Raw genomic sequence first — 26163 nt, 5'->3', positions numbered from 1 at the left:
CAAGACCTGAAAACAAGGGGAAAATACGGGATTCCATCTCCATATGAGATGCCAAACCCGTATGACCTCTTCCGAACGCAACTTCGCCCGGCGCATCGACCTCACGTCGCTGCAACTGTTCGTGGCCGTTTGCGAACTGGGCAGCATCGGGCGGGCGGCGGAACGCGAATTCATTGCCGCTTCGGCCATCAGCAAGCGGCTTTCGGACCTGGAAGCCACCCTGGGCACCACCCTGCTCTACCGCCACGCACGAGGCGTCGATCTTTCCCCCGCGGGCGAGAGCCTGCTGCACCATGCGCGCTCGGTGCTCTACAGCCTCGAGAAAATGCAGGGCGAACTCAGCGAATACGCCGAGGGCGTGCGCGGCCATGTCCGTGTGCACGCCAACATCTCGGCCATCGTGCAGTTCCTCCCCGAGGATCTCGGCGCCTTCACGCGCGAGCACGACGCGATCAAGATCGACCTCGAAGAGCATCTGAGCAACGAGGTGGTGCGCGCGATCCAGGAAGGCGCCGCCGACCTTGGCATCTGCCACATTCCCGACGGCACCAACGAGTTGCAGACGCTTCCCTACCGCCACGACCGGCTCGTGCTGATCGTGCCGGCCGGGCACCCGCTGGCCACACAGGGGCCGATCGATTTCTCCGCCTCGCTGGACTTCGACCACGTCGGCCTGCACACCAACAGCTCGATCTACGTGGCCATGCACCAGGCCGCGCTGGAGGCGGGCCGCGGCGTCAAGCTGCGCATTCACGTGACGGGGCTCGACGCCATGTGCCGCATGATCGACAACGGACTGGGCATCGGCGTGATGCCGCAGCGCGCATTCGAACTGTTGCAGGCAGGCATCGGCAGCCGCCTGCGCAGCGTGGCGCTGAACGACACCTGGTCCAGGCGCGAGATCCGACTGGTGGCACGCGACTTCTCCACCTTGCCGGTGGCCGCGCGCACATTGGTCAACCATCTGCGCACGTCGGCGGCCGCCGCCGATGCCGCCGAGCCTCTCGCCGCATAGAACGCAAGACAATTCACCTCCCCACGAAAGACAGAAGAGACCGACATGGCACGCACGCTCTACGACAAGATCTGGGACGAACACGTCGTCCACACCGAGGAAGACGGCACCGCGATCCTCTACATCGACCGCCACCTGGTGCACGAAGTGACCAGCCCGCAGGCCTTCGAAGGCTTGCGCGAAGCCGGCCGCAAGCTGTGGCGCATCAGCTCGGTCGTGGCCACGGCCGACCACAACACACCGACCACCGGCTGGGAGCGCGGCTACGAAGGCATTGCCGACCCGACCAGCAAGGAACAGGTCACCACGCTGGACCACAACATCGCCGAATTCGGCGCCGCCGCGTTCTTCCCGTTCCTGAGCAAGCGCCAGGGCATCGTGCACGTGATCGGCCCTGAATCGGGCGCGACGCTGCCGGGCATGACGGTCGTCTGCGGCGACTCGCACACCTCCACGCACGGAGCCTTCGGCGCGCTGGCGCACGGCATCGGCACCAGCGAGGTCGAGCACGTGATGGCCACGCAGACGCTGCTCGGCAAGAAGGCAAAGAACATGCTCGTGAAGGTCGAGGGCAAGCTGCCTTTGGGCTGCACGGCCAAGGACATCGTGCTGGCCATCATCGGCAAGATCGGCACGGCCGGCGGCACGGGCTACACCATCGAATTCGCGGGCTCGGCCATTCGCGACCTGAGCATGGAGGGCCGCATGACGGTCTGCAACATGGCCATCGAGGCCGGCGCGCGCGCCGGGCTGGTGGCGGTCGACGAGAAGACCATCGCCTACGTGAAGGGCCGCCCGCTCGCGCCCACCGGCGTTGAATGGGACCAGGCCGTGGCCTACTGGCGCACGCTGCAGTCCGACCCGGGTGCGAAGTTCGATGCCGTGGTCGAACTCGACGCCACGCAGATCCAGCCCCAGGTGACCTGGGGCACCTCGCCCGAGATGGTGGTCGACATCAACGGCCGCGTGCCCGATCCCGACAAGGAAAAGGACGCCAGCAAGCGCAGCGCCATCGAGCACGCGCTCGTCTACATGGGCCTGGAGCCGAACAAGGCCATGAACGACATCTTCATCGACAAGGTGTTCATCGGCTCGTGCACCAATAGCCGCATCGAGGACATGCGCGAAGCCGCTGCCGTGGTGAAGAAGCTGGGCCAGAAGGTCGCCAAGAACGTGAAGCTCGCGCTGGTCGTGCCCGGCTCGGGCGTGGTGAAGGAACAGGCCGAGCGCGAAGGACTCGACCTGATCTTCAAGGCCGCGGGCTTCGAATGGCGCGAGCCCGGCTGCTCGATGTGCCTGGCGATGAACGCCGACCGCCTGGAACCCGGCGAGCGCTGCGCATCCACCAGCAACCGCAACTTCGAAGGCCGCCAGGGCGCCGGTGGCCGCACCCACCTCGTGAGCCCGGCCATGGCCGCCGCCGCCGCGGTGCACGGCCACTTCGTCGACGTCCGTACGTTCGCCTGACCCCAGAGAGATTCACATGCAGAAATTCACCGTGCACAAGGGCCTCGTGGCCCCGATGGACCGCGAGAACGTCGACACCGACGCGATCATTCCGAAGCAGTTCCTCAAGTCGATCAAGAAGACCGGCTTCGGCGTGAACCTGTTCGACGAATGGCGCTACCTGGACGCCGGCTTTCCGGGCCAGGACCCGGCCAGCCGCAAGCCGAACCCCGACTTCGTGCTGAACCAGCCGCGCTACGCCGGCGCCTCGGTGCTGCTGACGCGCAAGAACTTCGGCTGCGGCTCGTCGCGCGAACATGCGCCGTGGGCGCTCGACCAGTACGGCTTCCGCGCGATCATCGCGCCGAGCTACGCGGACATCTTCTTCAACAACAGCTTCAAGAACGGCCTGCTGCCGATCGTGCTGCCCGAAGCGCAGGTGGCCCAGCTGTTCGACGAGACCTTCGCCTTTCCGGGCTACACGCTGACCATCGACCTGGAGCGCCAGGTGGTCGTGAAGCCTGACGGCCAGGAGTTTGCGTTCGACGTGCAGGCCTTCCGCAAGTATTGCCTGATCAACGGGCTGGACGACATCGGCCTGACGCTGCGCCACAAGGACAAGATCAAGGCCTTCGAGGCCGAGCGCCTGGCATCGAAGCCTTGGCTGGCGCACACGATGATCTCGTGATCGACCGCATTTCCGTTTTCAAGAAAAAAACCTCGGACCAACTTATGAAAATCGCAGTTCTCCCCGGTGACGGCATCGGCACCGAAATCGTGGCGGAAGCCGTCAGGGTGCTCGAAGTCCTCGACCTGAAGTTCGAGATGGAGTCGGCGCTGGTCGGCGGTGCCGCCTACGAGGCCCACGGCCATCCCCTGCCCGAATCGACGCTGAAGCTGGCAAAGGAATCCGACGCGGTGCTGTTCGGTGCGGTCGGCGACTGGAAGTACGACAAGCTCGACCGCCCGCTGCGCCCCGAGCAGGCCATCCTGGGGCTGCGCAAGAACCTGGGCCTGTTCGCGAACTTCCGCCCGGCCATCTGCTACGAGCAGCTGGTGGGCGCATCGAGCCTGAAGCCCGAGCTGATCGCGGGCCTGGACATCCTGATCATCCGCGAACTGACCGGCGACATCTACTTCGGCCAGCCGCGCGGGCGCCGCACTGCGGTCGACGGCCACTTCCCGGGCGCCGAGGAAGCCTTCGACACGATGCGCTACTCGCGCCCCGAGATCGAACGCATCGCCCGCGTGGCCTTCGAGGCCGCCCGCAAGCGCAGCAAGCGCGTGACCAGCGTGGACAAGGCCAATGTGCTCGAGACCTTCCAGTTCTGGAAGGACGTCGTCACGGAGGTGCACAAGGACTATCCGGACGTCGAGCTCGACCACATGTACGTCGACAACGCAGCCATGCAGCTCGTGAAGGCGCCCAAGAAATTCGACGTGGTCGTCACCGGCAACATGTTTGGCGACATCCTCTCGGACGAAGCCGCGATGCTCACCGGCTCGATCGGCATGCTGCCCTCGGCATCGCTCAATTCGAGCAACCAGGGCCTGTACGAGCCCAGCCACGGCAGCGCGCCGGACATTGCCGGCAAAGGGGTTGCCAATCCTTTGGCTACAATCCTGTCTGCTGCCATGATGCTTCGCTTTTCACTCAACCAGCCCGAAGCTGCCGACCGTATCGAGTCGGCGGTCAAGGACGTGCTCGCTTCGGGGCTGCGCACGGGCGACATCTGGTCGGAAGGCACGAAGCGCGTCGGCACCCGCGAGATGGGCGACGCGGTCGTTGCAGCAATCACCAAAAAGACGATTACCGGCTAACCGCAGCCCGCTTCGTCACGCCCCTCCCCGGCTCGACGAGTCGGGGGCAAAAAAAGACAACTTTTTCTTTTTTCACAAGGGCAAACTGAAATGGCGAACGCATCCAATCAACCTCTGGTCGGCCTCGTAGGCTGGCGCGGCATGGTCGGCTCGGTCCTGATGGACCGCATGCAGGCCGAAGGCGACTTCGGTCTCATCGAGCCAGTCTTCTTCTCGACCTCCAACGCTGGCGGCAAGGCTCCGGCAATGGCCAGGAACGAAACCGCGCTGAAGGATGCGAACGACATCGAGGCACTGAAGAAGTGCGACATCGTCATCACCTGCCAGGGCGGGGACTACACCAGCGAGGTCTTCCCCAAGCTGCGCGCCGCGGGCTGGGCCGGCCACTGGATCGACGCCGCCTCCACCCTGCGCATGCAGGACGACGCGGTCATCGTGCTTGACCCGGTCAACCTGCCGGTGGTCCAGAACGCGCTCGCCAACGGCGGCAAGAACTGGATCGGCGGCAACTGCACCGTGAGCTGCATGCTCATGGGCGTTGGCGCCCTCTACAAGGCCGGCCTTGTCGAGTGGATGACCAGCATGACCTACCAGGCAGCCTCTGGCGGCGGCGCTCAGCACATGCGCGAGCTGCTGACCCAGTTCGGCACCCTGAACGCCGAAGTGCGCGCGCTGCTGGACGACCCGAAGTCGGCCATTCTCGAGATCGACCGCAAGGTGCTGCACAAGCAGCAGAACCTGAGCGCAGCCGAAACGGCCAATTTCGGCGCGCCGCTGGGCGGCTCGCTGATCCCCTGGATCGACAAGGACCTGGGCGACGGCATGTCCAAGGAAGAGTGGAAGGCCGGTGCAGAAACCAACAAGATCCTCGGCCAGGGTGCGGGCTTCGGCACTGCCGCCGTACCCGTCGATGGCTTCTGCGTGCGCGTCGGTGCGATGCGCTGCCACAGCCAGGCCCTGACCTTCAAGCTCAAGAAGGATGTCCCCCTGGCCGACATCGAAGCGATGATCGCCGCGGACAACCCGTGGGCCAGCGTGGTGCCGAACACGCGCGAAGCCACCGTGAAGGACCTGACGCCGGTGGCCGTGACGGGCACCATGAACATTCCGGTCGGCCGCATCCGCAAGCTGGCGATGGGCCCTGAGTACGTCGGTGCCTTCACCATCGGCGACCAGCTGCTGTGGGGCGCCGCCGAACCCCTGCGCCGCATGCTGCGCATCCTGCTCGAAGCCTGATGCAGGCAGCTCAGGGCCTTTTGAAACACAAACTGTTGCCTTCCGGCAACGGAAGATGTGATCGTAAGTATGCGCGCACTGGGTAGAACACGCGCACTGCCTTGTCAGTACCCGGTGATGGTGCTAACGTCCTCTTACAAATTCTGGGCCTGAGCCGCCCCCTATCAGCATGACAAGACATCTGTTGCCTGCGGCCAGCCCATCGGCCGCTCGCCCGCTTCTGCCATCGAATGGCTGGCGGCTTTCCATCCTCGGCGCGGCGGCAGCCGTGGCCCTGGGCATCGCCAGCACCGACGCCAGCGCTTTTGCGCTGGGTCAGCTGAAGGTGCAATCGGCCTTGGGCGAACCGTTGCGCGCCGAGATCGACGTGACCGAAATCGCCGCCAACGAGGCGGACGGTCTGAAGATCAACATCGCCACGGCCGAAGCCTTCAAAAACGCGGGCGTTCCGTACAACTCGGCACTGAGCGACGTCAAGGCGACGCTGCAGCGTCGCGCCGGCGGCCAGTACGTGGTGCGTCTGAGCGGCAACCGCCCATTGAACGACCCGTTCGTCGACCTGCTGCTCGAAGCCAACGGCGCCTCCGGCCGGATCGTGCGCGACTACACCGTGCTGCTCGATCCGCCGGCCACGCGCCAGCCAACGACCAGCGCGCCGGCCACGCCCATCGCACCCCGGATCGCCACGCCGACCGAACGCACTGCCCCGGCAGCGCGTGCGCGCCGCGAGCGCGCCCCTGTGGCGGCGCCATCGGCAGCACCCGCGGCGCCTGCGCCGGCCGCAGCAGCGCCCGCGCCGGTCACTGCGGCCGCACCTGCTCGCAGCAGTGGCGGCGAACAGGTTACGGTGCAGCGCGGCGACACCGCCAGCAAGATCGCGGCCGCCCACAAGCCCGCCGACGTGTCCCTGGACCAGATGCTGGTCGCGTTGCTGCTCGCCAATCCGGATGCGTTCTCGGGCGGCAACATCAACCGCATGCGCGCCGGCGCCGTGCTCGATCTGCCGAGCAGCGCCGAGGCGGCCGCCGTCCTGCCGGACGAAGCCCGCCGCACGGTCACGGCACAAAGCCGCGACTTCGGCGCCTATCGCCAGCGGCTGGCCGACAACGCGCCGACCTCGAACGTCGCGGCCGCGAGCCGCAAGGCCTCGGGCAAGCTGCAGGCCAACGTCGAAGACCGCAACGCAGCGGCCAGCACGCCCGACAAGCTCACGATCTCGCAAGGCAGCGCGGCCTCCCGCGCCGCCGACGAGAAGGTCGCCCAGAGCCGCCAGGCGCAGGACAGCAGCAACCGCGTCGCGGAACTGTCGAAGAACATCAGCGAGCTGAACAAGCTCAAGGCTGCAACGGGCACCGGTTCGTCGGCACCTGCTGCTGCCGGTGCGGCTGCACCGGCACCGGCACCGGCAAAGCCGGGCATCCCGGTTCCGACACCGGCCACCAGCGCGACGGTTGCGCCTCCAGTCGCCGCAAGCCCTGCCCCCATTGCTGCGCCGGCGCCAGCCCCGGCCCCGGCTCCTGTCGTCGCGGCCGCACCCGCAGTTCCTGCAGCGGCAACGGCAGCACCGAGCCCCGCCGCGCCCACGCCCGAGGCAACGGCTGCCGCTCCTGCTGCTGCCCCGACGGCAGAGGCCGCCGCTGCCGCACCGGCCGCAGCCGCAACCGATGCAGCTGCTGCTCCCGCAACTCCGGCTGCGAGCGCCGCCGTGGCCGCCACGGCACCCAAGCCGGCCGTGAAGAAGCCGGCACCGCCGCCCCCGCCGGAGCCCACCTTCCTCGAAGAGCTCCTGGACAACCCGCTGATGCTGGCCGGCGCGGCACTGATCGCGCTGCTCATCGGCTTCCTGCTGTACCGCGTGCTGGGCCGCCGGCGCGAGGAAATGAGCGAGAGCGTGTTCCTCGAAAGCCGCATCCCGAAGGACTCGTTCTTCGGCGCCAGCGGCGGCGAATCGGTCGACACCAAGCATCGTGGCGACTCCACCGTCTCGTCGCTGTCGTACTCGCCGAGCCAGCTCGACGCGGGCGACGTCGATCCCGTGGCCGAAGCCGACGTCTACCTGGCCTATGGCCGCGACCTGCAGGCCGAGGAAATCCTGCGCGAAGCGCTGCGCCTGAACCCGGACCGCACCGCCATCCACCTCAAGCTGCTCGAGATCCACGCCAAGCGCCGCGACGTGCGTGCCTACGAAGGCCTCGCCACCGAAGTGCACAAGCTGACGGGCGGCCTCGGCTCCGACTGGAACCGTGTGGTCGACATGGGCAAGGATCTCGATCCGGGCAACCCGCTGTACGAATCGGGCGCTCCCCGCAGCGGCGGCGCCAGCGCGGCCGAGACGGCCGCCTTCGCGGGCGCCCTCGCCGCGGCCGCCAAGCCGGCAGCACCTGCTCCCGTTGCACCGCCGGTTGCCGTTGCTCCGCCCGCCTTCGTGCCCTCGGTGGCACCGCTGGACTTCGACCTCGACCTGACCACGCCGCCGGCACCCGCCCCCGCACCGGCCCAGCAACATGCACCGGTCAGCGCCAGCCTGCCGAAGTCGATCTACGCGTCCGCTCCGACGACCGCACGCCCCCCAGCCCCCCTGTCGAATGGCCACGCCGCCACGCCTGTCGATCTCGAAAACGATTTCGACACCGCCCCCGGCGCGCTGACGGTCGACACGCTCCCCGGTTCGCTGAGCGATGCGGACAACACCCGCCCCGCCATGCTGCGCAATGCGCTGCCGGCCGACTCGGGCTTCATCGAGTTCGACATGAGCGCGCTGGCAGGCCTGCCAGCCCGCCCCGTCGAAACCGCGAAGCCCGCCGCAACCGCCACGCACGATGACGATGAAGGCGACGACAGCCCGCACGCCGTCAAGCTGTCGCTGGCTCGCGAACTGCAAGCCATCGGCGACGTCGAAGGTGCCCGTTCGCTGGTCGAGGAAGTCGAAGCCGAAAGCGCCGGCGATCTCAAGTCGCAAGCCCGTCAGCTGCTCGCAGAACTGCGCTGAGCGGTTGTTGTTGTACCGTCCCTGAATTCGTGAGGCTGGCGCTCGGCATCCGGTACAACGGCCAGGCGTACGAGGGCTGGCAAAGCCAGCGCTCGGGCCGCACGGTGCAGGACAAGCTCGAAGCGGCCCTCACGAAGTTCGCCGCGCAGCCATCCGGCAAGATCGGCACGCTGTGCGCCGGCCGCACCGACGCCGGCGTCCACGCGCTGATGCAGGTGGTGCACTTCGACACCGACGTCGAGCGCGAACCCTTCTCCTGGACGCGCGGCACCAACCGCTTCCTGCCCGACGACATCGCGGTGCAGTGGGCGCACCCGGTGCCCGATGAATTCCATTGCCGCGCCAGCGCGCTGGCACGCCGCTACCTCTATGTGCTCTCGCAGTCGCCGGTGCGGCCCAGCCTGGATTCGGGCCGGGTCGGCTGGTCGATGCATGCGCTCGACGGCGATGCAATGCGCAAAGCCGCCGCCGTGCTCATCGGCACGCATGATTTCAGTTCGTTCCGTGCCTCGGCCTGCCAGGCCAAGTCGCCCGTGAAGAACCTGCGCCGCATCCAAGTCACGCGGGTTGGCGAAGGCGAACGCTGCCGCTGGCATTTCGAGTTCGAGGCCGACGCGTTCCTGCACCACATGATCCGCAACCTGATGGGCTGCCTCGTGCGCATCGGCCGCGGCGACGAGCGGCCCGAATGGATTGCCGAGGTGCTCGAGGCGCGCAGCCGCAAGGCGGCGGCGCCGACCTTCTCCGCGGACGGCCTGTACTTCCTGGGCCCGTTGTACGACGCCAAGTGGGGTCTGCCGGCCGAGGCGACGCTGCAGGCCGGCGGCGCTCCGTATGATGGACCTCCATGACGTCTCCCCGCACCCGCATCAAGATCTGCGGCCTCACACGCGAGGCCGACGTGGATGCCGCGGTCGAAGCGGGTGCCGATGCCATCGGCTTCGTGCTCTATGCGAAAAGCCCCCGCGCAGTGACGGCCGAACGCGCTGCCGAACTCGCTTCGCGCCTGCCCCCGTTCATCACACCGGTGCTGCTGTTCGTGAACGAGGATGCTCCTGAAGTCATAGCAGCACTCGCCCACGTGAAGGGCGCGATCGCCCAGTTCCACGGCGAGGAAACGCCCGAACGGTGCGAGGAAGCCACCGGCCCAGGCCGCTTCCGCTACATGCGCGCCGCCCGCATTCCACTGGGGGCTGCCGGCGCCGGCTTCGACCTCGTAAAATACGCTTCCGATTACTCCCACGCCCAGGCCATCCTGCTCGACGCGCATGTCGAAGGTTATGGCGGTGGCGGCAAGGCATTCGATTGGTCACTTCTTCCACCCGCCGTCGACGCTCACCTCGTCTTGAGTGGTGGGCTCACACCTGCAAACGTGAGCGATGGCATTCGCATCCTGCGGACGCGCTGCAAGACGCTGTCCGTTGATGTGAGCTCGGGCGTCGAAATCGACGGTCCCGGGAACAAGGGCCTCAAGGACGCCGGAAAGATCCGGCAATTCGTCGCAGCCGTCAGGGCGGCCGACGCGTCCTTCTCCAGCTAGCCGCCGCAGCCGATCGATGTCGGGCTGCGGCCCACCGATCGAGAACCATGCAAAGCAACTACCAGCAACCCGACGCGACCGGCCATTTCGGCAATTACGGCGGCACCTTCGCGAGCGAAACGCTCACCCACGCGATCAACGAACTGCGCGACGCGTACGCCAGGTTCAAGGACGATCCGGCCTTCCTTGCCGAATTCCACTACGAGCTGAAGCACTTCGTCGGCCGTCCCTCGCCGATCTACCACGCCGCGCGCACCAGCCGCGAAATGGGCGGCGCGCAGATCTACCTGAAGCGCGAGGACCTGAATCACACCGGCGCCCACAAGATCAACAACGTGATCGGCCAGGCGATGCTCGCGCGCCGCATGGGCAAGCCCCGCGTCATCGCCGAGACCGGCGCCGGCCAGCACGGCGTGGCCACCGCCACCATCTGCGCACGCTACGGCCTCGAATGCGTGGTCTACATGGGCAGCCAGGACGTGAAGCGCCAGAGCCCGAACGTCTACCGCATGAACCTGCTCGGCGCGACCGTGGTGCCCGTCGAATCGGGCAGCAAGACGCTGAAGGACGCGCTCAACGAGGCGATGCGCGACTGGGTCACGAACGTGGAAAACACTTTCTACATCATCGGCACCGTGGCCGGTCCGCACCCCTACCCGACCATGGTGCGAGACTTCCAGAGCGTGATCGGCACCGAGTGCATCGAGCAGATGCCCGCCATGCTCGCGGCCGACGGCATTACCGGCGAGGCCGAGGGCAAACAGCCCGACGTGGTGGTCGCCTGCGTGGGCGGCGGCAGCAATGCGATGGGCATCTTCCATCCGTACATTCCGTTCACGGGCACGCGCCTGATCGGCGTCGAGGCGGCAGGCGAAGGACTCGACAGCGGCAAGCACTCGGCCTCGATCCTGCGCGGCAGCCCGGGCGTGCTGCACGGCAACCGCACCTACCTGCTGCAGAACGACGACGGCCAGATCACCGAGACGCACAGCATCAGCGCGGGGCTCGACTACCCCGGCGTGGGCCCCGAGCACGCGTACCTGGCCGACATCGGCCGGGCCGAATACGTCGGCATCACCGACACCGAGGCGCTCGAAGCCTTCCATTATTTGTGCCGAACGGAGGGCATCATTCCCGCGCTCGAATCCAGCCATGCCGTGGCCCACGCGATGAAGCTCGCGAAGACCATGCGCCCCGATCAATCCATCCTGGTGAACCTCTCGGGCCGTGGCGACAAGGACATCGGCACCGTGGCCGACCTGTCGGGCGTCGACTTCTATGACCGCCCCTCGATGCGCGGCCTCAGCGTGAAGGGAGGCAAGTGATGAGCCGCATTGCAACCACCTTCGACGCACTGAAAAAAGACGGCCGCCGCGCCCTCATTCCCTACGTCACCGCCGGTTTCCCGTTCGCAGACATCACGCCCGAGCTGATGCACGGCATGGTCGAGGCCGGCGCCGACGTGATCGAGCTGGGCGTGCCCTTCTCCGACCCCATGGCCGACGGGCCCGTGATCCAGAAGGCCGGCGAGGCCGCGCTGGCGTTGGGCATCGGCATGAAGCAGGTGCTGGCCATCGTCGCCGCCTTCCGCCAGAAGGACGCGACCACGCCCGTGGTGCTGATGGGCTATGCCAACCCGGTCGAGCGCTACGACCTCGTGCACGGAAAGAAGGCCTTCATCCGCGATGCGGCCGCGGCCGGCGTCGACGGCCTGCTGGTGGTCGACTACCCGCCCGAGGAATGCGAAGCTTTCGCTGCGGACCTGAAGGCGGCCGGCATCGACCTGATCTTCCTGCTCGCGCCAACGAGCACCGACGAGCGCATGGCGCAGGTCGCGCGCATCGCGAGCGGCTACGTCTACTACGTGTCGCTTAAGGGCGTGACCGGCGCCGGCCACCTCGACACCGAGGCGGTCGGGCAGATGATTCCGCGCATCCGCCAGCACGTGAGCATTCCGGTCGGCGTGGGTTTCGGCATTCGCGACGCGCGCACCGCGCAGGCGGTCGGCTCGGCCGCCGATGCGGTCGTGATCGGTACGAAGATCATCCAGTTGATCGAAGACCAGCCCCGCGAAAAGGTCGTGCCCGTGGTGCGCGAATTCCTCGCCGGCATCCGCGAGGCGCTCGATGCGCTGCCGGCGGCTATCCCGAAGAATGCGGCTGGCCGATAATCGCTGCTGCCCCTCACCCCCAGCCCCTCTCCCGCATGCGGGAGAGGGGAGCTAATTCGGAGTCCTATGAGCTGGCTTGAAAAACTGCTACCCGCCAAGATCGCACAAACCGACCCATCGGAGCGCCGCCAGGTGCCCGAGGGCCTGTGGATCAAGTGCCCCGCCTGCGAGACCGTCCTCTACAAGACCGACCTCGAGCACAACCAGAACGTCTGCCCCAGCTGCAGCCACCACCACCGCATCGGCGCCCGCGCGCGGCTCGACGCGTTCCTCGACGCCGAGGGCCGCTACGAAGTCGGCCAGGAAGTGCTGCCGGTCGACGCCCTGAAATTCAAGGACAGTCGCAAGTACCCCGAGCGGCTCAAGGAAGCGCTGGAGAACACCGGCGAGACCGACGCGCTGGTCGTCATGGGCGGCTCGGTGCACAGCATCAGCGTGGTCGTGGCCTGCTTCGAGTTCGAGTTCATGGGCGGCTCCATGGGCAGCGTGGTCGGCGAGCGCTTCGTGCGCGGCGTCGAAACCGCCATCGAGCAGAAGGTGCCCTTCATCTGCTTCACCGCAACCGGCGGCGCGCGCATGCAGGAAGGCCTGCTCTCGCTCATGCAAATGGCCAAGACCAACGCCGCGCTCACGCGCCTCGCGAAGAAGGGCCTGCCCTACATCAGCGTGCTGACCGACCCGACCATGGGTGGCGTGTCGGCCGGCTTCGCCTTCGTGGGCGACGTGGTGATCGCCGAGCCCAAGGCGCTGATCGGCTTCGCCGGCCCGCGCGTGATCGAGTCGACCGTGCGCGTGACGCTGCCCGAAGGCTTCCAGCGCGCCGAGTTCCTGCAGACCAAGGGCGCCATCGACTTCATCAGCGACCGCCGCGAACTGCGCAAGACCATTGCCAGCTCGCTGGCCATGCTGCTGCGCCAGCCGGCCGACGCGGTCAGCTGAGGAACGAACAGCAAGCCAATGCAAAAGAGCCCGGGTGCATCGCACCCGGGCTCTTTTGCTTGTGAGGCTCAGAACGTCAGTTGATAGGCAAACACCAGCAGGTTGCCCAGCACGATCGCGATCACCTGCAGTACCACGATGGCCGCCAGCGGCGAGAGATCGACGCCGCCGATCAGCGGGATGAAGCGCCTGAAGGGCCGCACCAGCGGCTCGGCCAAACGGGAGATCAGGTCAAGCAGCATCGGCGACGCGCCCGGAATCCAGGACAGCACCGCATAAACCACCAGCAGTGCGGTCAGGCCCGAGACGGCCAGCTGCATCAGCCCGACCAGCGACACCAGGGGAAGGGTCGCGATCCGCCCCAGGTTGCCGGCAAGCAGCCACAGCAGCAGGAACTTCAGCAACACCAGCAGCCAGGCCGCTATCAGGCTGGCCAGGTCCCAGCGCTTCACCGACGGCACGATGCGCCGCAGCGGCAGCACGATCCAGTCGGTGATGGCGAACACGAAGCGCCCGAGCGGATTGCCGAACGGCACCCGGTGGTATTGCATGTAGAGGCGCAGCAGGCAGGCGCCGCCGAGCAGGCCGACGATCACGTCGAGGAGGAACGAGGGAATCTGATAGAGCATGGGGCGCAGCCGTGAGCGGAATGCGATGATAGCCACGCAAGGCTCTTCGATGACGACACTACCCCTTTTGCATTCACTGCCATTGTTTCCGCTCGGTACGGTCCTGTTTCCGGGCGGCCTTCTTCCGCTGCGCATCTTCGAGGTCCGCTATCTCGACATGATCGGCAAATGCCGAAAGGCCGACGCGCCCTTCGGCGTGGTGAGCCTCACCAGCGGCAGCGAAGTGCGCAAGGCCGGCGCCGATGCGGAGAGCTTCGCCGCCATCGGGACGTTGGCGATGATTCGCGAGTTCGAATCGCCGCAAAGCGGGCTGCTGCAGATCGAATGCGTGGGCACGCAACGCTTCCGGGTGCGCGACACTGAGTTGCAGAAGCACGGTCTGTGGGTCGCCGAAGTGGAGGCCGTGGCCGACGACGTCGCGCTGGAAATTCCCGACGACCTGAAACACACCGCCACGGCACTGCAACGCCTGATCGACACGCTCGAGGAGCGGCGCCGCGAACAGGGCGGATCGGTACGGTTGCCCATCGGCATGCCCTACCTGCTCGACGATTGCGGCTGGGTGGCGAACCGCTGGTGCGAACTGGTGCCGATGCAGCTCGAACTGAAGCAGCGCCTGATGGAGCTCGACAGCCCGCTGATGCGCCTCGAGCTGATCAGCGATCTGCTCGCACGCACGGGTATTGCTCAATAGATCGCTATATTTTTCGTAGCGCATTACGCAGGATCGGCGGGCATTGGACAGCGGCTTCGCCTGAATCCGATCGGCTAAAATGCCGGGCTCGCGCACGCTCCCGTTGCGCCTCACCCGCTCCCCATGTCCGATCACCTGACCCCTCCCATTCCCACGCCCGCTGCAGCGCCCGCCCCTGCGCCGGCCGTCGACGACAACCAGCTCATCGCCGAACGCCGCGAGAAGCTCAAGCTGCTGCGCACAGCGCAGACCGAGGGCAAGGGTGTTGCGTTCCCGAACGACTTCAAGCCGGGCCACCGCGCCGCGGCACTCGTCGAGGCACATGGCGCCACCGAGGCCGAGGCCCTCGAAGCGCAAGCCGTTTCCGTGAGCGTGGCCGGCCGCATGATGCTCAAGCGCGTGATGGGCAAGGCCAGCTTCGCGACCGTACAGGACGCCACGAGCCGCATCCAGCTCTACGTGACGCGCGACGCGGTCGGCGAAGACGTCTACGCCGATTTCAAGCGCTGGGACCTCGGCGACATCGTGGGCGCCGAAGGCACGCTGATGAAGACCAAGACCGGCGAGTTGTCGGTCAAGGTCACGAAGCTGCGCCTGCTTACCAAGAGCCTGCGCCCGCTGCCCGACAAGTTCCACGGCATGGCCGACCAGGAGCAGAAGTACCGCCAGCGCTACGTCGACCTGATCACCGACGAAACCGCCCGTGTGCGCTTCACCGCTCGCAGCAAGGCAGTGAGCGCGCTGCGCGAATTCATGGTGGCCAATGATTTCCTCGAAGTCGAGACGCCCATGCTCCACCCGATTCCGGGCGGCGCGAACGCCAAGCCTTTCAAGACGCACCACAACGCGCTCGACCAGGAAATGTTCCTGCGCATCGCGCCCGAGCTCTACCTCAAGCGCCTGATCGTCGGCGGCTTCGAGCGCGTGTTCGAGATCAACCGGAGCTACCGCAACGAGGGCATCTCGGTGCGGCACAACCCCGAGTTCACGATGATGGAGTTCTACGCGGCCTACTGGAACTACCGCGACCTGATGGACTTCACCGAGACGCTGATCCGCACCATCGCCGACAAGGCCGTGGGCACGCAGCAGCTCACGTACGGCGGCAAGGCCGTCGATCTGACGCAGCCCTTCGAACGCCTGACGATCCGCGAAGCGATCCTCAAGCACACCGACGCCGGCGACGGTGTGGACGACAGCGCCTGGCTGATCAATGCATTGCGCAAGATCGGCCTCAGCGAAGAGAAGGACAAGCTCTCGCAGCGCAGCCTCGCGAGCCTGCAGGTGATGTACTTCGAGGAAACCGTCGAAGAAAAGCTCTGGCAGCCGACCTTCATCATGGAGCACCCGACCGAGATCTCGCCGCTGGCGCGCGCCAACGACGAGCGCCCCGAAGTCACCGAGCGCTTCGAACTCTACATCACGGGCCGCGAATTCGGCAATGGCTTCAGCGAGCTCAACGACGCCGAAGATCAGGCCGCGCGCTTCAACGCCCAGGTGGCCGCCAAGGACAGCGGCGACGACGAAGCCATGTTCTACGACCACGACTTCGTTCGCGCCCTCGAATACGGCATGCCGCCCACCGGCGGCTGCGGCATCGGCATCGACCGGCTGATGATGCTGCTGACCGATTCGCCGAGCATCCGCGATGTGATTCTGTTCCCGGCGCTGCGCAGGGAATCTTGAACGTGCAGTTACCGTCGTCGCTGCCGACGATCGGCATCGACTTCGGCACCTCCAACTCCGCCGTGGCCTGCCGGGTCGACGGCGAGGCCCGCTTGTTGCCCATCGAAGGCGCGGCCACCACCCTGCCCACCGCGATCTTCTTCAATGCCGAAGACCGAACCACGCATTTCGGCCGCGACGCCATCGGCCAGTACCTCTCGGGCACCGAAGGCCGGCTGATGCGCTCGCTGAAGAGTCTGCTCGGCAGCGCCCTGATGCAGGAGAAGACCGCCATTTACGACGGCCTTGTGAGCTTCGAGGACATCATCGCCCGCTTCCTGCGAGAGCTGGCCGTGCGCGCCAGCCGTGAACTCGGCCAGCTGCCCGAGCGCGTGGTGATCGGCCGGCCCGTGCACTTCGTGGACGACGATCCGAAGCGCGACGAGCGTGCCGAGGAAAGCCTGCGCCACGCGGCACGCGCAGCGGGGTTCCGCGAGATCGCCTTCCAGCTCGAGCCGATCGCAGCCGCGTTCGACTACGAGCAGCGCATCGCCAAGGAGTCGATCGTGCTCATCGTCGACATCGGCGGCGGCACCTCCGACTTCACCGTGGTGCGCGTCGGCCCCGAGCGCGCGACCCGCGAGGACCGCAGCGACGACGTGCTGGCCACCAGCGGCGTGCACATCGGCGGCACCGATTTCGACCAACGCCTGAACCTCGAGCGCGTGATGCCGCAGTTCGGCTTCCGGCACCACGGCCCGCAGGGGCGCGAAGTGCCGAGCAAGGTGTTCTTCGAACTCTCCTCCTGGCACCTTATCAACTGGCTCTACGCCGCCAAGGCAGTGCGCCAGGCGAAAGACCTGCGCACGAGCTACAGCGACACGCGGCTGCACGACCGGCTGATGACCGTGCTCGAGGAACGGCACGGGCATCGCATCGCGAGTGCGGTGGAAGCGGCCAAGATCGATGCGTCGATCACCGACGCCGAAACCGCCATCGATCTCGGTTGTGCCGAGCGCGGGTTGGTGGCCTCGCTCACGCCGGCCGACATGGCTCAACAATTGGCAGGTTCGCTCGAGAACGTGATCGCCTGCGCGCACGCCTGCGTCAAGCGCGCGGGCCTGCGCAGCGGTGACCTCGACGCGATCTATCTCACCGGCGGCTCTTCCGCCCTTCGGCCGTTCCAGCACGCTCTGCGCAGGAGCTTCGCGGGCGTGAATCTGGTCGAGGGTGACCTGTTCGGCGGCGTGGCTACGGGACTCGCCTGCGCGGCGCGCACCGGGTACCGGGCATGAAATACCTGGCGGGCTATCCGGCGCCCCTGCTGGATCAGGTCCGCCAGCTGATGGCCGAGGACAAGCTGGCCGCAATGCTCGGCAAGCGCTATCCCGACGGGATGCACAGCGTGCAGACCGACCGCGCGCTCTACGACTACGTGAGCGACCTCAAGAGCGAGTTCATGCGCAAGGCCGAGCCGCTGTCGAAGGTCATGTTCGACAACAAGCTGCATGTGATCCGCAACGCGCTCGGGACGCACACAACAGTTTCGCGCGTGCAGGGCGGAAAGCTCAAGGCAAAGCGTGAAATCCGGGTGGCGAGCCTGTTCAAGGGCGTGCCGCTGGCTTGGTTGCGGATGATCGTTGTGCACGAACTCGCACATACCAAGGAAAAGAGTCACGACAAGGCCTTCTACGCGCTATGCGCGCACATGGAGCCCGACTACCATCAGCTCGAATTTGACCTGCGGCTCTACCTGACCCACCTGGACACCGGCGGCGAACCGCTCTGGTCGACGGCCTCGAAGGCGCCGTGACCGCCCGCCTTTCCCTTTTCCACGGATCGACCGCATCCATGTCCACCCCGCCGACCGAAGCCATCTTCTCGAACATCTTCAACACCAACACGTGGGGTTCGATGGAAAGCGTGTCGGGCGCGGGCTCCGAGCTCAGCAACACCGCGCAGATCATCCGCGAGTTGCCGGCCCTGTTGCGCGAGCTGCGCGTGCAGACCTTCCTCGACATGCCCTGCGGCGATTTCAACTGGATGCAGCATGTCGACCTTGAAGGCATCGACTACCTGGGCGCGGACATCGTCGATGAACTGGTGCAGCGCAACAACGAGCGCTTCGGCCGCAGCGGCCGGCGCTTCGGCAAGCTCGACCTGCTCTCGGGCGACCTGCCCAAGGTCGACCTGGTGTTGTGCCGCGACTGCCTCTTCCACTTCTCGCATGCGGACGTGTTCCGGGCGCTGCACGCACTAGCCGAAAGCCGCTCGCAGTGGCTGCTGACCACCACCTTCACCTACCGCACGCTGCCGCGCAACGGGGACATCGAAACGGGCGGCTGGACCCCCATCAACCTCGAGATGGCGCCCTATCACCTGCCGCCGCCGCGGCGACTGATCGTCGAAGGCAACGTGACCGAGGCGATCATCTATCCCTTGCTGGAAGGCTCCCCGCGGTTTCCGCAGACCGACCGCAGTCTGGGTTTGTGGCTGCTGGACGATGTGCGCGAGACGCTGGCACGCATCGGGCGCTGAAGACTTCCCGCGTCTTCCTCAGTCCACCGCGGCCCTTACCTGCTCGACGTCGGCGACGGCCAGCCAGTGGCAGTAGCCGCCCGAGGTGCGCCGGTCGATTTCGTCGAGCGCCATGCCGGCATATTTGCCAGCGCGGTACTGGTGCTTGGACCAGTACTGGTCGGTGTGCCACGCATGGATGTGCAGGACGTCGCTGCCCAGCGCGCGGTTCGCATAGGGCAGATGGTCAAGCAGTCCCAGCGAGCATTGCTGGGGGTAGGTGCGACGCAAGGCCAGTTCGCCCGCGTACATCGTGACGACGTTCTTGCACCAGCCCGGCCATGTACCCTGGAAGTGGCGAAACTCCTCGTCGAGCAGCTTGTTGCAGTAGTCGAGCTGGGACTCCACGAAATTGCAGACGAACTCGGACGGCCCGAGCACCGAAGCGCCGACGTTGTGCAGGCCGGAATGCGGAAAACCCCAGCGCTGGCTGCACTCGGACAGCTTGCGGCGAACCTCTTCTTCATAGGCGTACGCGCCGAAGCCGAAGCACAGGCCGGTCGGCGTGAAGTTCGTGAGCGCCGGCGTGACGAAGGTATCGCAATCGGTCTTCAGCAGGGTGTCGTACTTCCTGCACTCCTCGATCACGGCCGGCTCGCACAGGTTCGCCACGGAATTGATGTAGCCATAGCCGTTCCAGTCGGCATTGCGCTGCGCGTAGGGCTCGCTCGGAATCACGACGATCTGCTCGTCCTGAGGCAGTGCGCCGACGGCGTCCGGATGGCAGACGGCGATGATCCTTGCACGCGAGAACAGGTTCGAGAAGATCATGCTTTTGTAGAGCCATGAAAACTCGTCGATGATTTCCCGTTTGTTGTCGATGTAGACCAGCACGCCCATCGTCATGTCGTTTCCTTTCGCCAACTGCTATCGGATCCGTTGCGAGCGGGCATCCATCGCGGCCATGTACACGGAGCGGTAAGGCTCGCCGAGATTGATGAAATGCACCAGCAAGGAGTCCTCGCTGGCCAGATGCGGCGGCGTGTTGATGCTGAGGTTGTCAAGGATGTTCTGCTCGCCGACAAGGCCCTCTTCCATCAGCACCTCGTTCGTGTAGTACTGGTCGCCCTGGCTGCTGTAGACCGCCGACTTGTCAGCCACGCCGCCGATGCGCTCCCAGATGCGGTCGAGCAGGCGCGAGTTGCCGGGCGTGTTCCGAAAACCCATGACGCCAGAGTTGAACTGCCAGGCGCCGACGTCCTTGGCAAGCAGCAGGTCGCGGCCTTCGAGCAGTGGCTCGATGCGTTTCGCCTGGTTGTAGAAGACGACATCCGCATCCACCCAGATGACCCACTCATGACGGGTCAGGTGCTGGTTGATGAGCCAGCTCCGGATCCAGGAGCCGTTGATGTTCGGACCGATGGATGCGGGAATGTCGCGGTACACGTGGTACGCATGGCCATGCCTGTCGCAATAGCGGCGCACGTTGTGCTCGGACACCCGCGCGTAGCTCCGGATATGCGGCGTATAGAGCGTCAGAAAGGCGACGGGCGCCTCCGGGTTGTAGCTGTCCACCGCCGCCGGCGATACCTCCGGGTACGCCGGCTCCTGCAGGACCGGACGCCCCTGGGTCAACGCCTCGTCGACCTGCTCTGCCAGCAAGCGCTGCAGGTTCAGATCGTGCAGCATGTCCTCGCGCAGTTCGCCCTCCACCTCGACCGGCAGCGGTCCCAGGTTGACCACGAAGATCGACGCCTGGTACCACTGCGCAATGCGCCAGGACACGTTGACGTAGAACCCCTGCTCCATGGCATTGCATCCCAGCAGGCCCGCAGGCCGCAGGCGCGCGGCCTCGTCGATGCGTTTCGCCGCCAGCGCGATCACGTGCCCTGAATCGACGATCAACTGGTGCAGCATCGACCGGTTGGCAGCCGTGTTGCGCACGACCATCATGTTGGTCATGGCCAGGCCCGTCTGGCTGCCCACGGGAGGACTCTCGACCGCGAGCAGGTCACGTCCCTGCATCAGGACGTCGATCGCCACGGGGTGGAAGACCACCGAATCGCCATCGATGAAGAACAGCCAGTCTCCTTCGGTCAGCGTGCGCAGATGGCGCAGGATCTCGCTGTACTTGGCGCTGGCGCGAAGCGCCGGGTGAAGGATGCGGTCGCTCTCGATCCATTTGTGGGGATAGCCGTAGAGCCTGCAGTAGTGCGCGTGGTTGCGCAGCACCGCTTCGTCCTGGCGCTGAAGGATACTGAGGCACAAGGGCATGGCTTACTCCGCAAGGCCGGGCTGGGCCAACGCACGCTTGGCGTCACGGTAGGCCGTGGAAGCCACCAGTGCGTCCCAGGCAATCGAGGGGCCACTTGGCAACAGGCCCCTGCGGCGCGCTTCGCTGCGCATGTCAGGCTTCCAGCGCTCAGTACGCGCCGCGAGAGCGAAGTCTTCGAGCATTTCATCCAGCGGCGCGCCGTCGCCAACGCTCTTGTTGCACAGCATCGCCAGATCGCACCCGGCTTCGAGCGCAGCCAGCGCCGCATCGGCGTAGCTGAGCAACCGGCCATCGATATAGCGGCCCGCCTCCATGCTCAGGTCGTCGCTGAACACGGTGCCGCCGAAGGCAAGGCGCTGGCGCAGGATCGCCTTGAGCCACTTCGACGAAAACCCCGCCGGCCGCTTGTCGACCTTCGGATAGATCACGTGCGCAGGCATCACCGCAGCGAGCGTGCCCGACAGCCAGTCGTATGGCTTGGCATCGTCGTCCAGGATGGCCTTGAGGCCGCGCTCATCCACCGGAATCTCGACGTGCGAATCCGCATGCACGAACCCGTGTCCCGGGAAGTGCTTGCCGCAGTTGCGCATGCCCATCTGCAGCATGCCGTGCATCACGCTCTTGGCCAGCAGCGCGACCACGCGCGGGTCGCGGTGGAAGCTGCGGTCGCCGATGACGCTGCTGCCGCCGTAGTCCAGGTCGAGCACCGGTGCGAAGCTGAAGTCGACGCCGCAGGCGCGCAGCTCGCCCGCCAGCACCTGTCCGGCAGCGGTCGCGGCCTGGGTGGCGCGCATGGCGTCGCGCATCCACAGCTCGCCCAGCGCGCGCATCGACGGCAGGCGCGTGAAGCCGTCGGTGCGAAAGCGCTGCACGCGGCCACCTTCGTGGTCGACGCAGATCAGCAGGTCGGGCCGGATTGCCTTGATCTCGGCATTGAGCGCGGTCATCTGGGCGCGATCCCGCCAGTTGCGGGCGAAATGGATCACGCCGCCGACAAGCGGATTGGCGAGGCGCCGGCGGTCGGCGTCGTTGAGTTCAGTGGCCGCCACATCGATGATCAGCGGCGCGTGGGGGCGATCGGCAAGCCCGGCGGTCATGTTTTCTCCACCACCACGAAGCTCGCGGCGTATTCGGTTTCGTCGGTCACGGTCACGTGGGCCGTGAGGCCCTGCGCCTCGAACCAATCCTTCAGGTCGCCATGCAGCACGATGACGGGCTTGCCGCTGCGCAGGTTCGCGATTTCGCACAGCCGCCAGCTCATGGGCGAACGCATGCCCAGGCCGATAGCCTTGCTGAAGGCCTCCTTGGCGGAGAACCGGGTCGCAAGGTAGCTCAGGCCGCGCTTGGGCCAGCGAGCGCGGCGGGCTTCCCAGACCTTGAACTCGGCATCGCTCAGCACCTTGCGGGCAAAGCGTTCACCCTGCCGCTCGAAGGTCGCTGCAATGCGACGCAAGTCGCAGATGTCGGTGCCAATGCCGTAGATCATGCGGCGCTGGCGTTCATTGCTGCGCCTCGTCGATGCAGCGCAGGTAGTCGCGCGTGGCGGCCGTGTAGCCAAGCTCGAGCGCGTCGGCCACGAAGGCATGGCCGATCGAGACCTCCTGCACGCCGGGCACCGCGCGCAGGAAGGCGGTGAGGTTGTCGCGGCTCAGGTCGTGCCCGGCATTGACGCCCAAACCCGCGGCCAGCGCCGCGCGCGCCGAATCGGCATAGCGCGCCAGCACCGCCTGCTCGTCGGGCGTGCCGCGTGATGCCGCGTAGCCTTCGGTGTAGAGCTCGACGCGGTCGGCGCCCACGGCCTTGACCGCGGCCATCATCTCGGGGATCGGGTCCATGAACAGGCTGACGCGTACGCCCAGCGCCTTGGCTTCGGCGATCAGCGGGCGAAGGCGGTCGGCGTCGTCGGGGAAGGTCCAGCCGTGGTCGCTGGTCGACTGGGTTTCGCTGTCGGGCACGAAGGTGGCCTGGTGCGGCTTCAGCGTGCGCACGAAATCCATCAGGTTCTGGAACGGGTTGCCTTCGATGTTGAACTCGACGGCCGGCCAGTCCTTGGCGAGCAGCGCCGACAGGTCGCTGACGTCGTGCGCGCGGATGTGGCGTGCATCGGGCCGCGGATGCACCGTGATGCCGTGCGCACCGGCGGCCAGGCAGGCCTGGGCAGCCTTCACCACGCTCGGAATGCCCAGGTGGCGCGTGTTGCGGACCAGGGCGACCTTGTTGAGGTTGACCGACAGCGAGGTGGGAGTGGCGATGCCGGCGTGGCCTGAAGTGCTCATAGTGCTTGCAGATCTCTCATCATTTGCCGCGTGCGCAGCGTGGACACGCCGCAATGGTAGTTGAGCAAGGCGCGCAACTGGTTGCGCAGGGCACTGTTGCTACCGGCGTTCATGGTGGCAATTTCACGCAACGTGGCGGTAAAAGGAGCCCGGTCGTCGAGAACGGCCTGCAGAGCCTGCCACTCGGTACCGGTCAGTGCTGCCTCGTCGGCGGCGGCCTGGCGCAATCCGGCTTCGGGCACGAGGCTGTAGCGCTCCCGGGCGGCGAGCGGTTCCAGCGTGAGGGTCTGCGCATCGAGCGAGGGCAGCAGGCCGACCCCGCGCAGCAGCAGCAGTTCGAAAGCGCGCAGCGCCGCCGCCTGGGTGGCCGCCTGGGCCTCGGCGTGATCGCCCGCCAGCACCTGAACAACCCCGGCGTAGGCGTCGAACAGCGCTTCGTGGGCGTCATCGCGCGCCAGCAGTCGCAGCAGCAGTTCGTTGACGTAGTAGCCCGACAGCAGCGCCTCGCCGGTCGGCATGACGTGGCCGCCCATCCATTCGGCGCCCTTGAGCGTGCGGATCTCGGCGTCGCCACCGTAGTTGAGCTGCAGCGGCTGCAGCGGCAGCAGCACGGGACGGAAGTTGGAGCTCGGCCGCTTCGCCCCCTTGGCCACGAGCGCGATGCGCCCGTGGTGGCGGGTGAATACCTCGAGGATCAGGCTCGACTCGCTCCAGTCGTAGCGATGGAGGACGTAAGCCGGCTCGTGCGAAACGCGGTGGGTGGCCATGTCAGTGCGCTATGGAGCATCGAGGCTTGAAGGCGGCAAACGCCGTGGAACCGGCTTCGCCGGGCCACTGGCGTTGCCCCCTGCAAGGGGGTTGGCGGCTACGCGAAGCGAGCAAGCCTGGGGGTTTGCCTACTCATAGCCGAAGGAACGCACGCGGGCTTCGTCATCGGCCCAGCCCGAGCGCACCTTCACCCACAGTTCGAGGAACACCTTGGCGTCGGCCAGCTTTTCGAGCTCGACGCGCGTTTCCATGCCGATGCGCTTGATGCGCTCGCCCTTGTCGCCGATCACCATGGCCTTGTGGCCGTCGCGCTCGACCACGATGGTGGCGGCAATGCGCAGCAGGCGCTTCTGGCCCTTCTTCTGGGGCGGCTCTTCCTCGAACTTGTCGATGATGACGGTCGAGGTGTAGGGCAACTCGTCGCCGGTGAGGCGGAACAGCTTCTCGCGCACCAGCTCGCCGGCGAGGAATTTCTCGCTGCGGTCGGTCAGCTCGTCCTCGTCGTAGAACCAGGGCTGTTCGGGCAGGTACTTCTCGCAGATGCCGAACAGGCGCTCGACATCCTTGGCGTTCTTCGCCGACATCGGTACGAACTCGGCGAAGCTGTGCTTCTCCTGCATGGTCTTCAGCCAGGGCGCGATGTCACCGCGGCGATGCACGTTGTCGAGCTTGTTGGCCAGCAGCACGGTCGGGATGCCCTTGCCGAGCAGCTTGAGCACGCGCTCGTCGGCCGGCGTGAAGCTGCCGGCCTCGACCACGAACAGGATCAGGTCCACGTCGCCGACCGCGCCCTGCACGGTCTTGTTGAGCGACTTGTTCAGCGCGTTGGCGTGCAGGGTCTGGAAACCCGGCGTGTCGACGAACACGAACTGCGTGGCGCCCAGCGTGCGCATGCCGGTGATCCGGTGGCGCGTGGTCTGCGCCTTGCGCGAGGTGATGCTGATCTTCTGGCCCACCAGCGCGTTGAGCAGCGTCGACTTGCCCACATTGGGCTTGCCGACAATGGCGATGAGCCCACAGTGCTGGGGACCGCCGGTACCCGCGCCGCCTTCTGCGTCTTCGGGCCCGGCTAYGGGATTGATAGCATCGTTCATAGTGATTTCACGCGGCACCGCGTGCCTTGAGCCGGATCAACATGGCAGCCGCGGCCGCCTGCTCACCGGCGCGGCGCGAGCCGCCGATGCCGCGTTCGCGAAGCCCCAACTCGGGCACCTCGCACTCGACATCGAAAGTCTGCTTGTGCGCCGCGCCCAGTGTGGCAGCCACGCGATACACCGGCAGCTTCATTTTGTGACCCTGCAGCCATTCCTGCAATTCGGTCTTCGGATCCTTGGCCGCGGCTTCCATGCGCGGGTTGATTTCGACCGACTCGTAGAGCCGGTGCACCAGCGCCTCGGCGGCGGCAAAGCCGGCGTCCAGATAGACCGCGCCGATCAGCGCCTCGAGCGCATCGGCCAGGATCGACGGCCGGTTGGGCCCGCCCGAGCGCGCCTCGCCCTCGCCGAGCCGCAGCAGCGGCGACAGCGCCAGTCCTACCGCCAGGCGATGCAGCGTGTCCTGCTTGACGAGGTTGGCACGCACGCGCGACAGGTCGCCTTCGGGCAAAGCCGACAGGCGCATGTAGAGCAGATGCGAGACCGCCAGGTTCAGCACCGAGTCGCCGAGAAACTCGAGGCGCTCGTTGTGGTCGGCCGAGAAACTGCGGTGCGTGAGCGCGAGCTGGAGCAGCCGCGGGTCGGAGAAGGTGTGCTGGAGGCGCGCCTGCAGCGCGGCGAGGCTGCCGTCCACCTTTTTTGGCGCCGTGTTCAGCGGGTTTCGCCCTTGTACTTGAGCGTCAGGAAGGCGGGGCCGAACAGGGGGATCTCGCGCTCGTACGAATACGACACGACCACCTTGTCGCCGACCTTCTTGATCTCGAGGTCCCTGCCGCTGACCGACTTGAAGTCGTCGATGGCCTGGGCGCGATCGAAAATCGCGCGCACTTCGGGCACGGTTGCCCCCTCCTTGGCCTTGTTGGCGGCCTTGTCGATGGCCTGCCATTCGATCAGCGTCGGGATGACCTGCGCGACGACCACGCCCAGGCACCCGAGCACCACCGCGACGAACACCAAGCCGATGAACGAAATGCCGCGTTGCTGCGCAGCCCTGCTGCGAACGAACCGATGTGTTCTCATGCCCTCATA

General features: G+C 66.4%; 26 protein-coding genes. 16 read left to right on the top strand and 10 right to left on the bottom strand.

Features of this window, described 5'->3' with window-relative positions:
* Positions 1-61 precede the first annotated feature (61 nt).
* The 11 genes from AC1DFC_RS00975 to accD all read left to right on the top strand — a co-directional run bounded on the left by AC1DFC_RS00975 (position 62) and on the right by accD (position 13156).
* Positions 62-1015 carry a LysR family transcriptional regulator gene (locus tag AC1DFC_RS00975; RefSeq protein WP_007830504.1) on the top strand — a complete coding sequence of 318 codons (954 nt, stop codon included), beginning with the start codon at positions 62-64 and terminating at the stop codon, positions 1013-1015.
* Positions 1016-1060: 45 nt separating this feature from the next.
* Positions 1061-2482, top strand: coding sequence for a 3-isopropylmalate dehydratase large subunit (gene leuC / locus AC1DFC_RS00970; protein WP_478178566.1), 1422 nt, complete (start codon positions 1061-1063; stop codon positions 2480-2482).
* Between the two features lie 16 nt (positions 2483-2498).
* Entirely contained in the window at positions 2499-3149 is a 651-nt protein-coding gene (leuD, locus tag AC1DFC_RS00965) for a 3-isopropylmalate dehydratase small subunit (RefSeq protein WP_007830502.1), read from the top strand.
* A gap of 44 nt (positions 3150-3193) precedes the next feature.
* A complete protein-coding gene (gene leuB / locus AC1DFC_RS00960; protein ID WP_478178565.1) occupies positions 3194-4282 on the top strand; it encodes a 3-isopropylmalate dehydrogenase in 1089 nt (362 codons plus the stop codon).
* Positions 4283-4372: 90 nt separating this feature from the next.
* Positions 4373-5518 (top strand): aspartate-semialdehyde dehydrogenase, encoded by a 1146-nt coding sequence (gene asd / locus AC1DFC_RS00955; protein ID WP_478178564.1) that lies wholly within the window; start codon positions 4373-4375, stop codon positions 5516-5518.
* A 169-nt stretch (positions 5519-5687) separates the two neighbouring features.
* The gene (locus AC1DFC_RS00950; protein WP_478178563.1) at positions 5688-8507 is read left to right on the top strand and encodes a FimV/HubP family polar landmark protein; all 2820 of its coding nucleotides are present in this window, start codon (positions 5688-5690) and stop codon (positions 8505-8507) included.
* Between the two features lie 29 nt (positions 8508-8536).
* The gene (gene truA, locus AC1DFC_RS00945) at positions 8537-9358 is read left to right on the top strand and encodes a tRNA pseudouridine(38-40) synthase TruA (protein ID WP_007830498.1); all 822 of its coding nucleotides are present in this window, start codon (positions 8537-8539) and stop codon (positions 9356-9358) included.
* Positions 9355-10047 carry a phosphoribosylanthranilate isomerase gene (locus tag AC1DFC_RS00940; RefSeq protein ID WP_007830497.1) on the top strand — a complete coding sequence of 231 codons (693 nt, stop codon included), beginning with the start codon at positions 9355-9357 and terminating at the stop codon, positions 10045-10047. Before truA ends, AC1DFC_RS00940 begins: the two co-directional genes overlap by 4 nt.
* A gap of 47 nt (positions 10048-10094) precedes the next feature.
* The gene (trpB, locus tag AC1DFC_RS00935; protein ID WP_007830496.1) at positions 10095-11372 is read left to right on the top strand and encodes a tryptophan synthase subunit beta; all 1278 of its coding nucleotides are present in this window, start codon (positions 10095-10097) and stop codon (positions 11370-11372) included.
* Positions 11372-12217, top strand: coding sequence for a tryptophan synthase subunit alpha (gene trpA / locus AC1DFC_RS00930; protein ID WP_007830495.1), 846 nt, complete (start codon positions 11372-11374; stop codon positions 12215-12217). The genes trpB and trpA overlap by 1 nt, the downstream gene beginning before the upstream one ends.
* 66 nt (positions 12218-12283) lie before the next feature.
* A complete protein-coding gene (gene accD / locus AC1DFC_RS00925; RefSeq protein WP_007830494.1) occupies positions 12284-13156 on the top strand; it encodes an acetyl-CoA carboxylase, carboxyltransferase subunit beta in 873 nt (290 codons plus the stop codon).
* A gap of 68 nt (positions 13157-13224) precedes the next feature.
* Here accD and AC1DFC_RS00920 read toward each other — a convergent pair whose 3' ends face one another.
* On the bottom strand, positions 13225-13785 hold the full coding sequence (locus AC1DFC_RS00920; RefSeq protein ID WP_007830493.1) for a YggT family protein: 561 nt from the start codon (positions 13783-13785) through the stop codon (positions 13225-13227).
* Between the two features lie 25 nt (positions 13786-13810).
* On the opposite strand from AC1DFC_RS00920, the gene AC1DFC_RS00915 reads away from it, so the two are divergent.
* The 5 genes from AC1DFC_RS00915 to AC1DFC_RS00895 all read left to right on the top strand — a co-directional run bounded on the left by AC1DFC_RS00915 (position 13811) and on the right by AC1DFC_RS00895 (position 18682).
* Positions 13811-14479 carry an LON peptidase substrate-binding domain-containing protein gene (locus tag AC1DFC_RS00915; protein WP_478178688.1) on the top strand — a complete coding sequence of 223 codons (669 nt, stop codon included), beginning with the start codon at positions 13811-13813 and terminating at the stop codon, positions 14477-14479.
* Between the two features lie 123 nt (positions 14480-14602).
* Positions 14603-16165, top strand: coding sequence for a lysine--tRNA ligase (gene lysS / locus AC1DFC_RS00910; protein ID WP_478178562.1), 1563 nt, complete (start codon positions 14603-14605; stop codon positions 16163-16165).
* Between the two features lie 2 nt (positions 16166-16167).
* A complete protein-coding gene (locus AC1DFC_RS00905; protein ID WP_413331403.1) occupies positions 16168-17439 on the top strand; it encodes an Hsp70 family protein in 1272 nt (423 codons plus the stop codon).
* Positions 17436-17957 (top strand): M48 metallopeptidase family protein, encoded by a 522-nt coding sequence (locus AC1DFC_RS00900; protein ID WP_007830489.1) that lies wholly within the window; start codon positions 17436-17438, stop codon positions 17955-17957. The genes AC1DFC_RS00905 and AC1DFC_RS00900 overlap by 4 nt, the downstream gene beginning before the upstream one ends.
* Before the next feature lie 38 nt (positions 17958-17995).
* Positions 17996-18682, top strand: a complete 687-nt coding sequence (locus tag AC1DFC_RS00895; RefSeq protein WP_413331405.1) for a hypothetical protein — start codon at positions 17996-17998, stop codon at positions 18680-18682.
* Positions 18683-18700: 18 nt separating this feature from the next.
* Here AC1DFC_RS00895 and AC1DFC_RS00890 read toward each other — a convergent pair whose 3' ends face one another.
* The 9 genes from AC1DFC_RS00890 to AC1DFC_RS00850 form a co-directional block, all read right to left on the bottom strand.
* Entirely contained in the window at positions 18701-19567 is an 867-nt protein-coding gene (locus AC1DFC_RS00890; RefSeq protein WP_478178561.1) for a DUF7164 domain-containing protein, read from the bottom strand.
* A 21-nt stretch (positions 19568-19588) separates the two neighbouring features.
* Positions 19589-20935 carry a glycosyltransferase family protein gene (locus AC1DFC_RS00885; RefSeq protein ID WP_007830487.1) on the bottom strand — a complete coding sequence of 449 codons (1347 nt, stop codon included), beginning with the start codon at positions 20933-20935 and terminating at the stop codon, positions 19589-19591.
* A 3-nt stretch (positions 20936-20938) separates the two neighbouring features.
* Complete coding sequence (gene nagZ / locus AC1DFC_RS00880) at positions 20939-22033, bottom strand: beta-N-acetylhexosaminidase (protein ID WP_007830486.1); 1095 nt, start codon at positions 22031-22033, stop codon at positions 20939-20941.
* Positions 22030-22422, bottom strand: coding sequence for a holo-ACP synthase (acpS, locus tag AC1DFC_RS00875; RefSeq protein WP_007830485.1), 393 nt, complete (start codon positions 22420-22422; stop codon positions 22030-22032). Before acpS ends, nagZ begins: the two co-directional genes overlap by 4 nt.
* A 13-nt stretch (positions 22423-22435) precedes the next feature.
* Positions 22436-23212: a pyridoxine 5'-phosphate synthase gene (locus AC1DFC_RS00870; protein ID WP_478178560.1), complete on the bottom strand. Its 777-nt coding sequence runs from the start codon at positions 23210-23212 to the stop codon at positions 22436-22438.
* Positions 23209-23979, bottom strand: coding sequence for a DNA repair protein RecO (gene recO, locus AC1DFC_RS00865; RefSeq protein ID WP_413314986.1), 771 nt, complete (start codon positions 23977-23979; stop codon positions 23209-23211). Before recO ends, AC1DFC_RS00870 begins: the two co-directional genes overlap by 4 nt.
* 129 nt (positions 23980-24108) lie before the next feature.
* Positions 24109-25074 (bottom strand): GTPase Era, encoded by a 966-nt coding sequence (gene era / locus AC1DFC_RS00860; protein ID WP_478178559.1) that lies wholly within the window; start codon positions 25072-25074, stop codon positions 24109-24111.
* Positions 25075-25081: 7 nt separating this feature from the next.
* Positions 25082-25768 (bottom strand): ribonuclease III, encoded by a 687-nt coding sequence (rnc, locus tag AC1DFC_RS00855; protein ID WP_007830481.1) that lies wholly within the window; start codon positions 25766-25768, stop codon positions 25082-25084.
* A gap of 17 nt (positions 25769-25785) precedes the next feature.
* Positions 25786-26154, bottom strand: coding sequence for a DUF4845 domain-containing protein (locus AC1DFC_RS00850; protein ID WP_007830480.1), 369 nt, complete (start codon positions 26152-26154; stop codon positions 25786-25788).
* Positions 26155-26163 lie beyond the last annotated feature (9 nt).

Source organism: Variovorax sp. 10L421 (assembly GCF_056395365.1).
The sequence above is the reverse complement of the archived record's forward strand: the minus strand, read 5'-3'. Positions and strand labels throughout refer to the sequence as shown.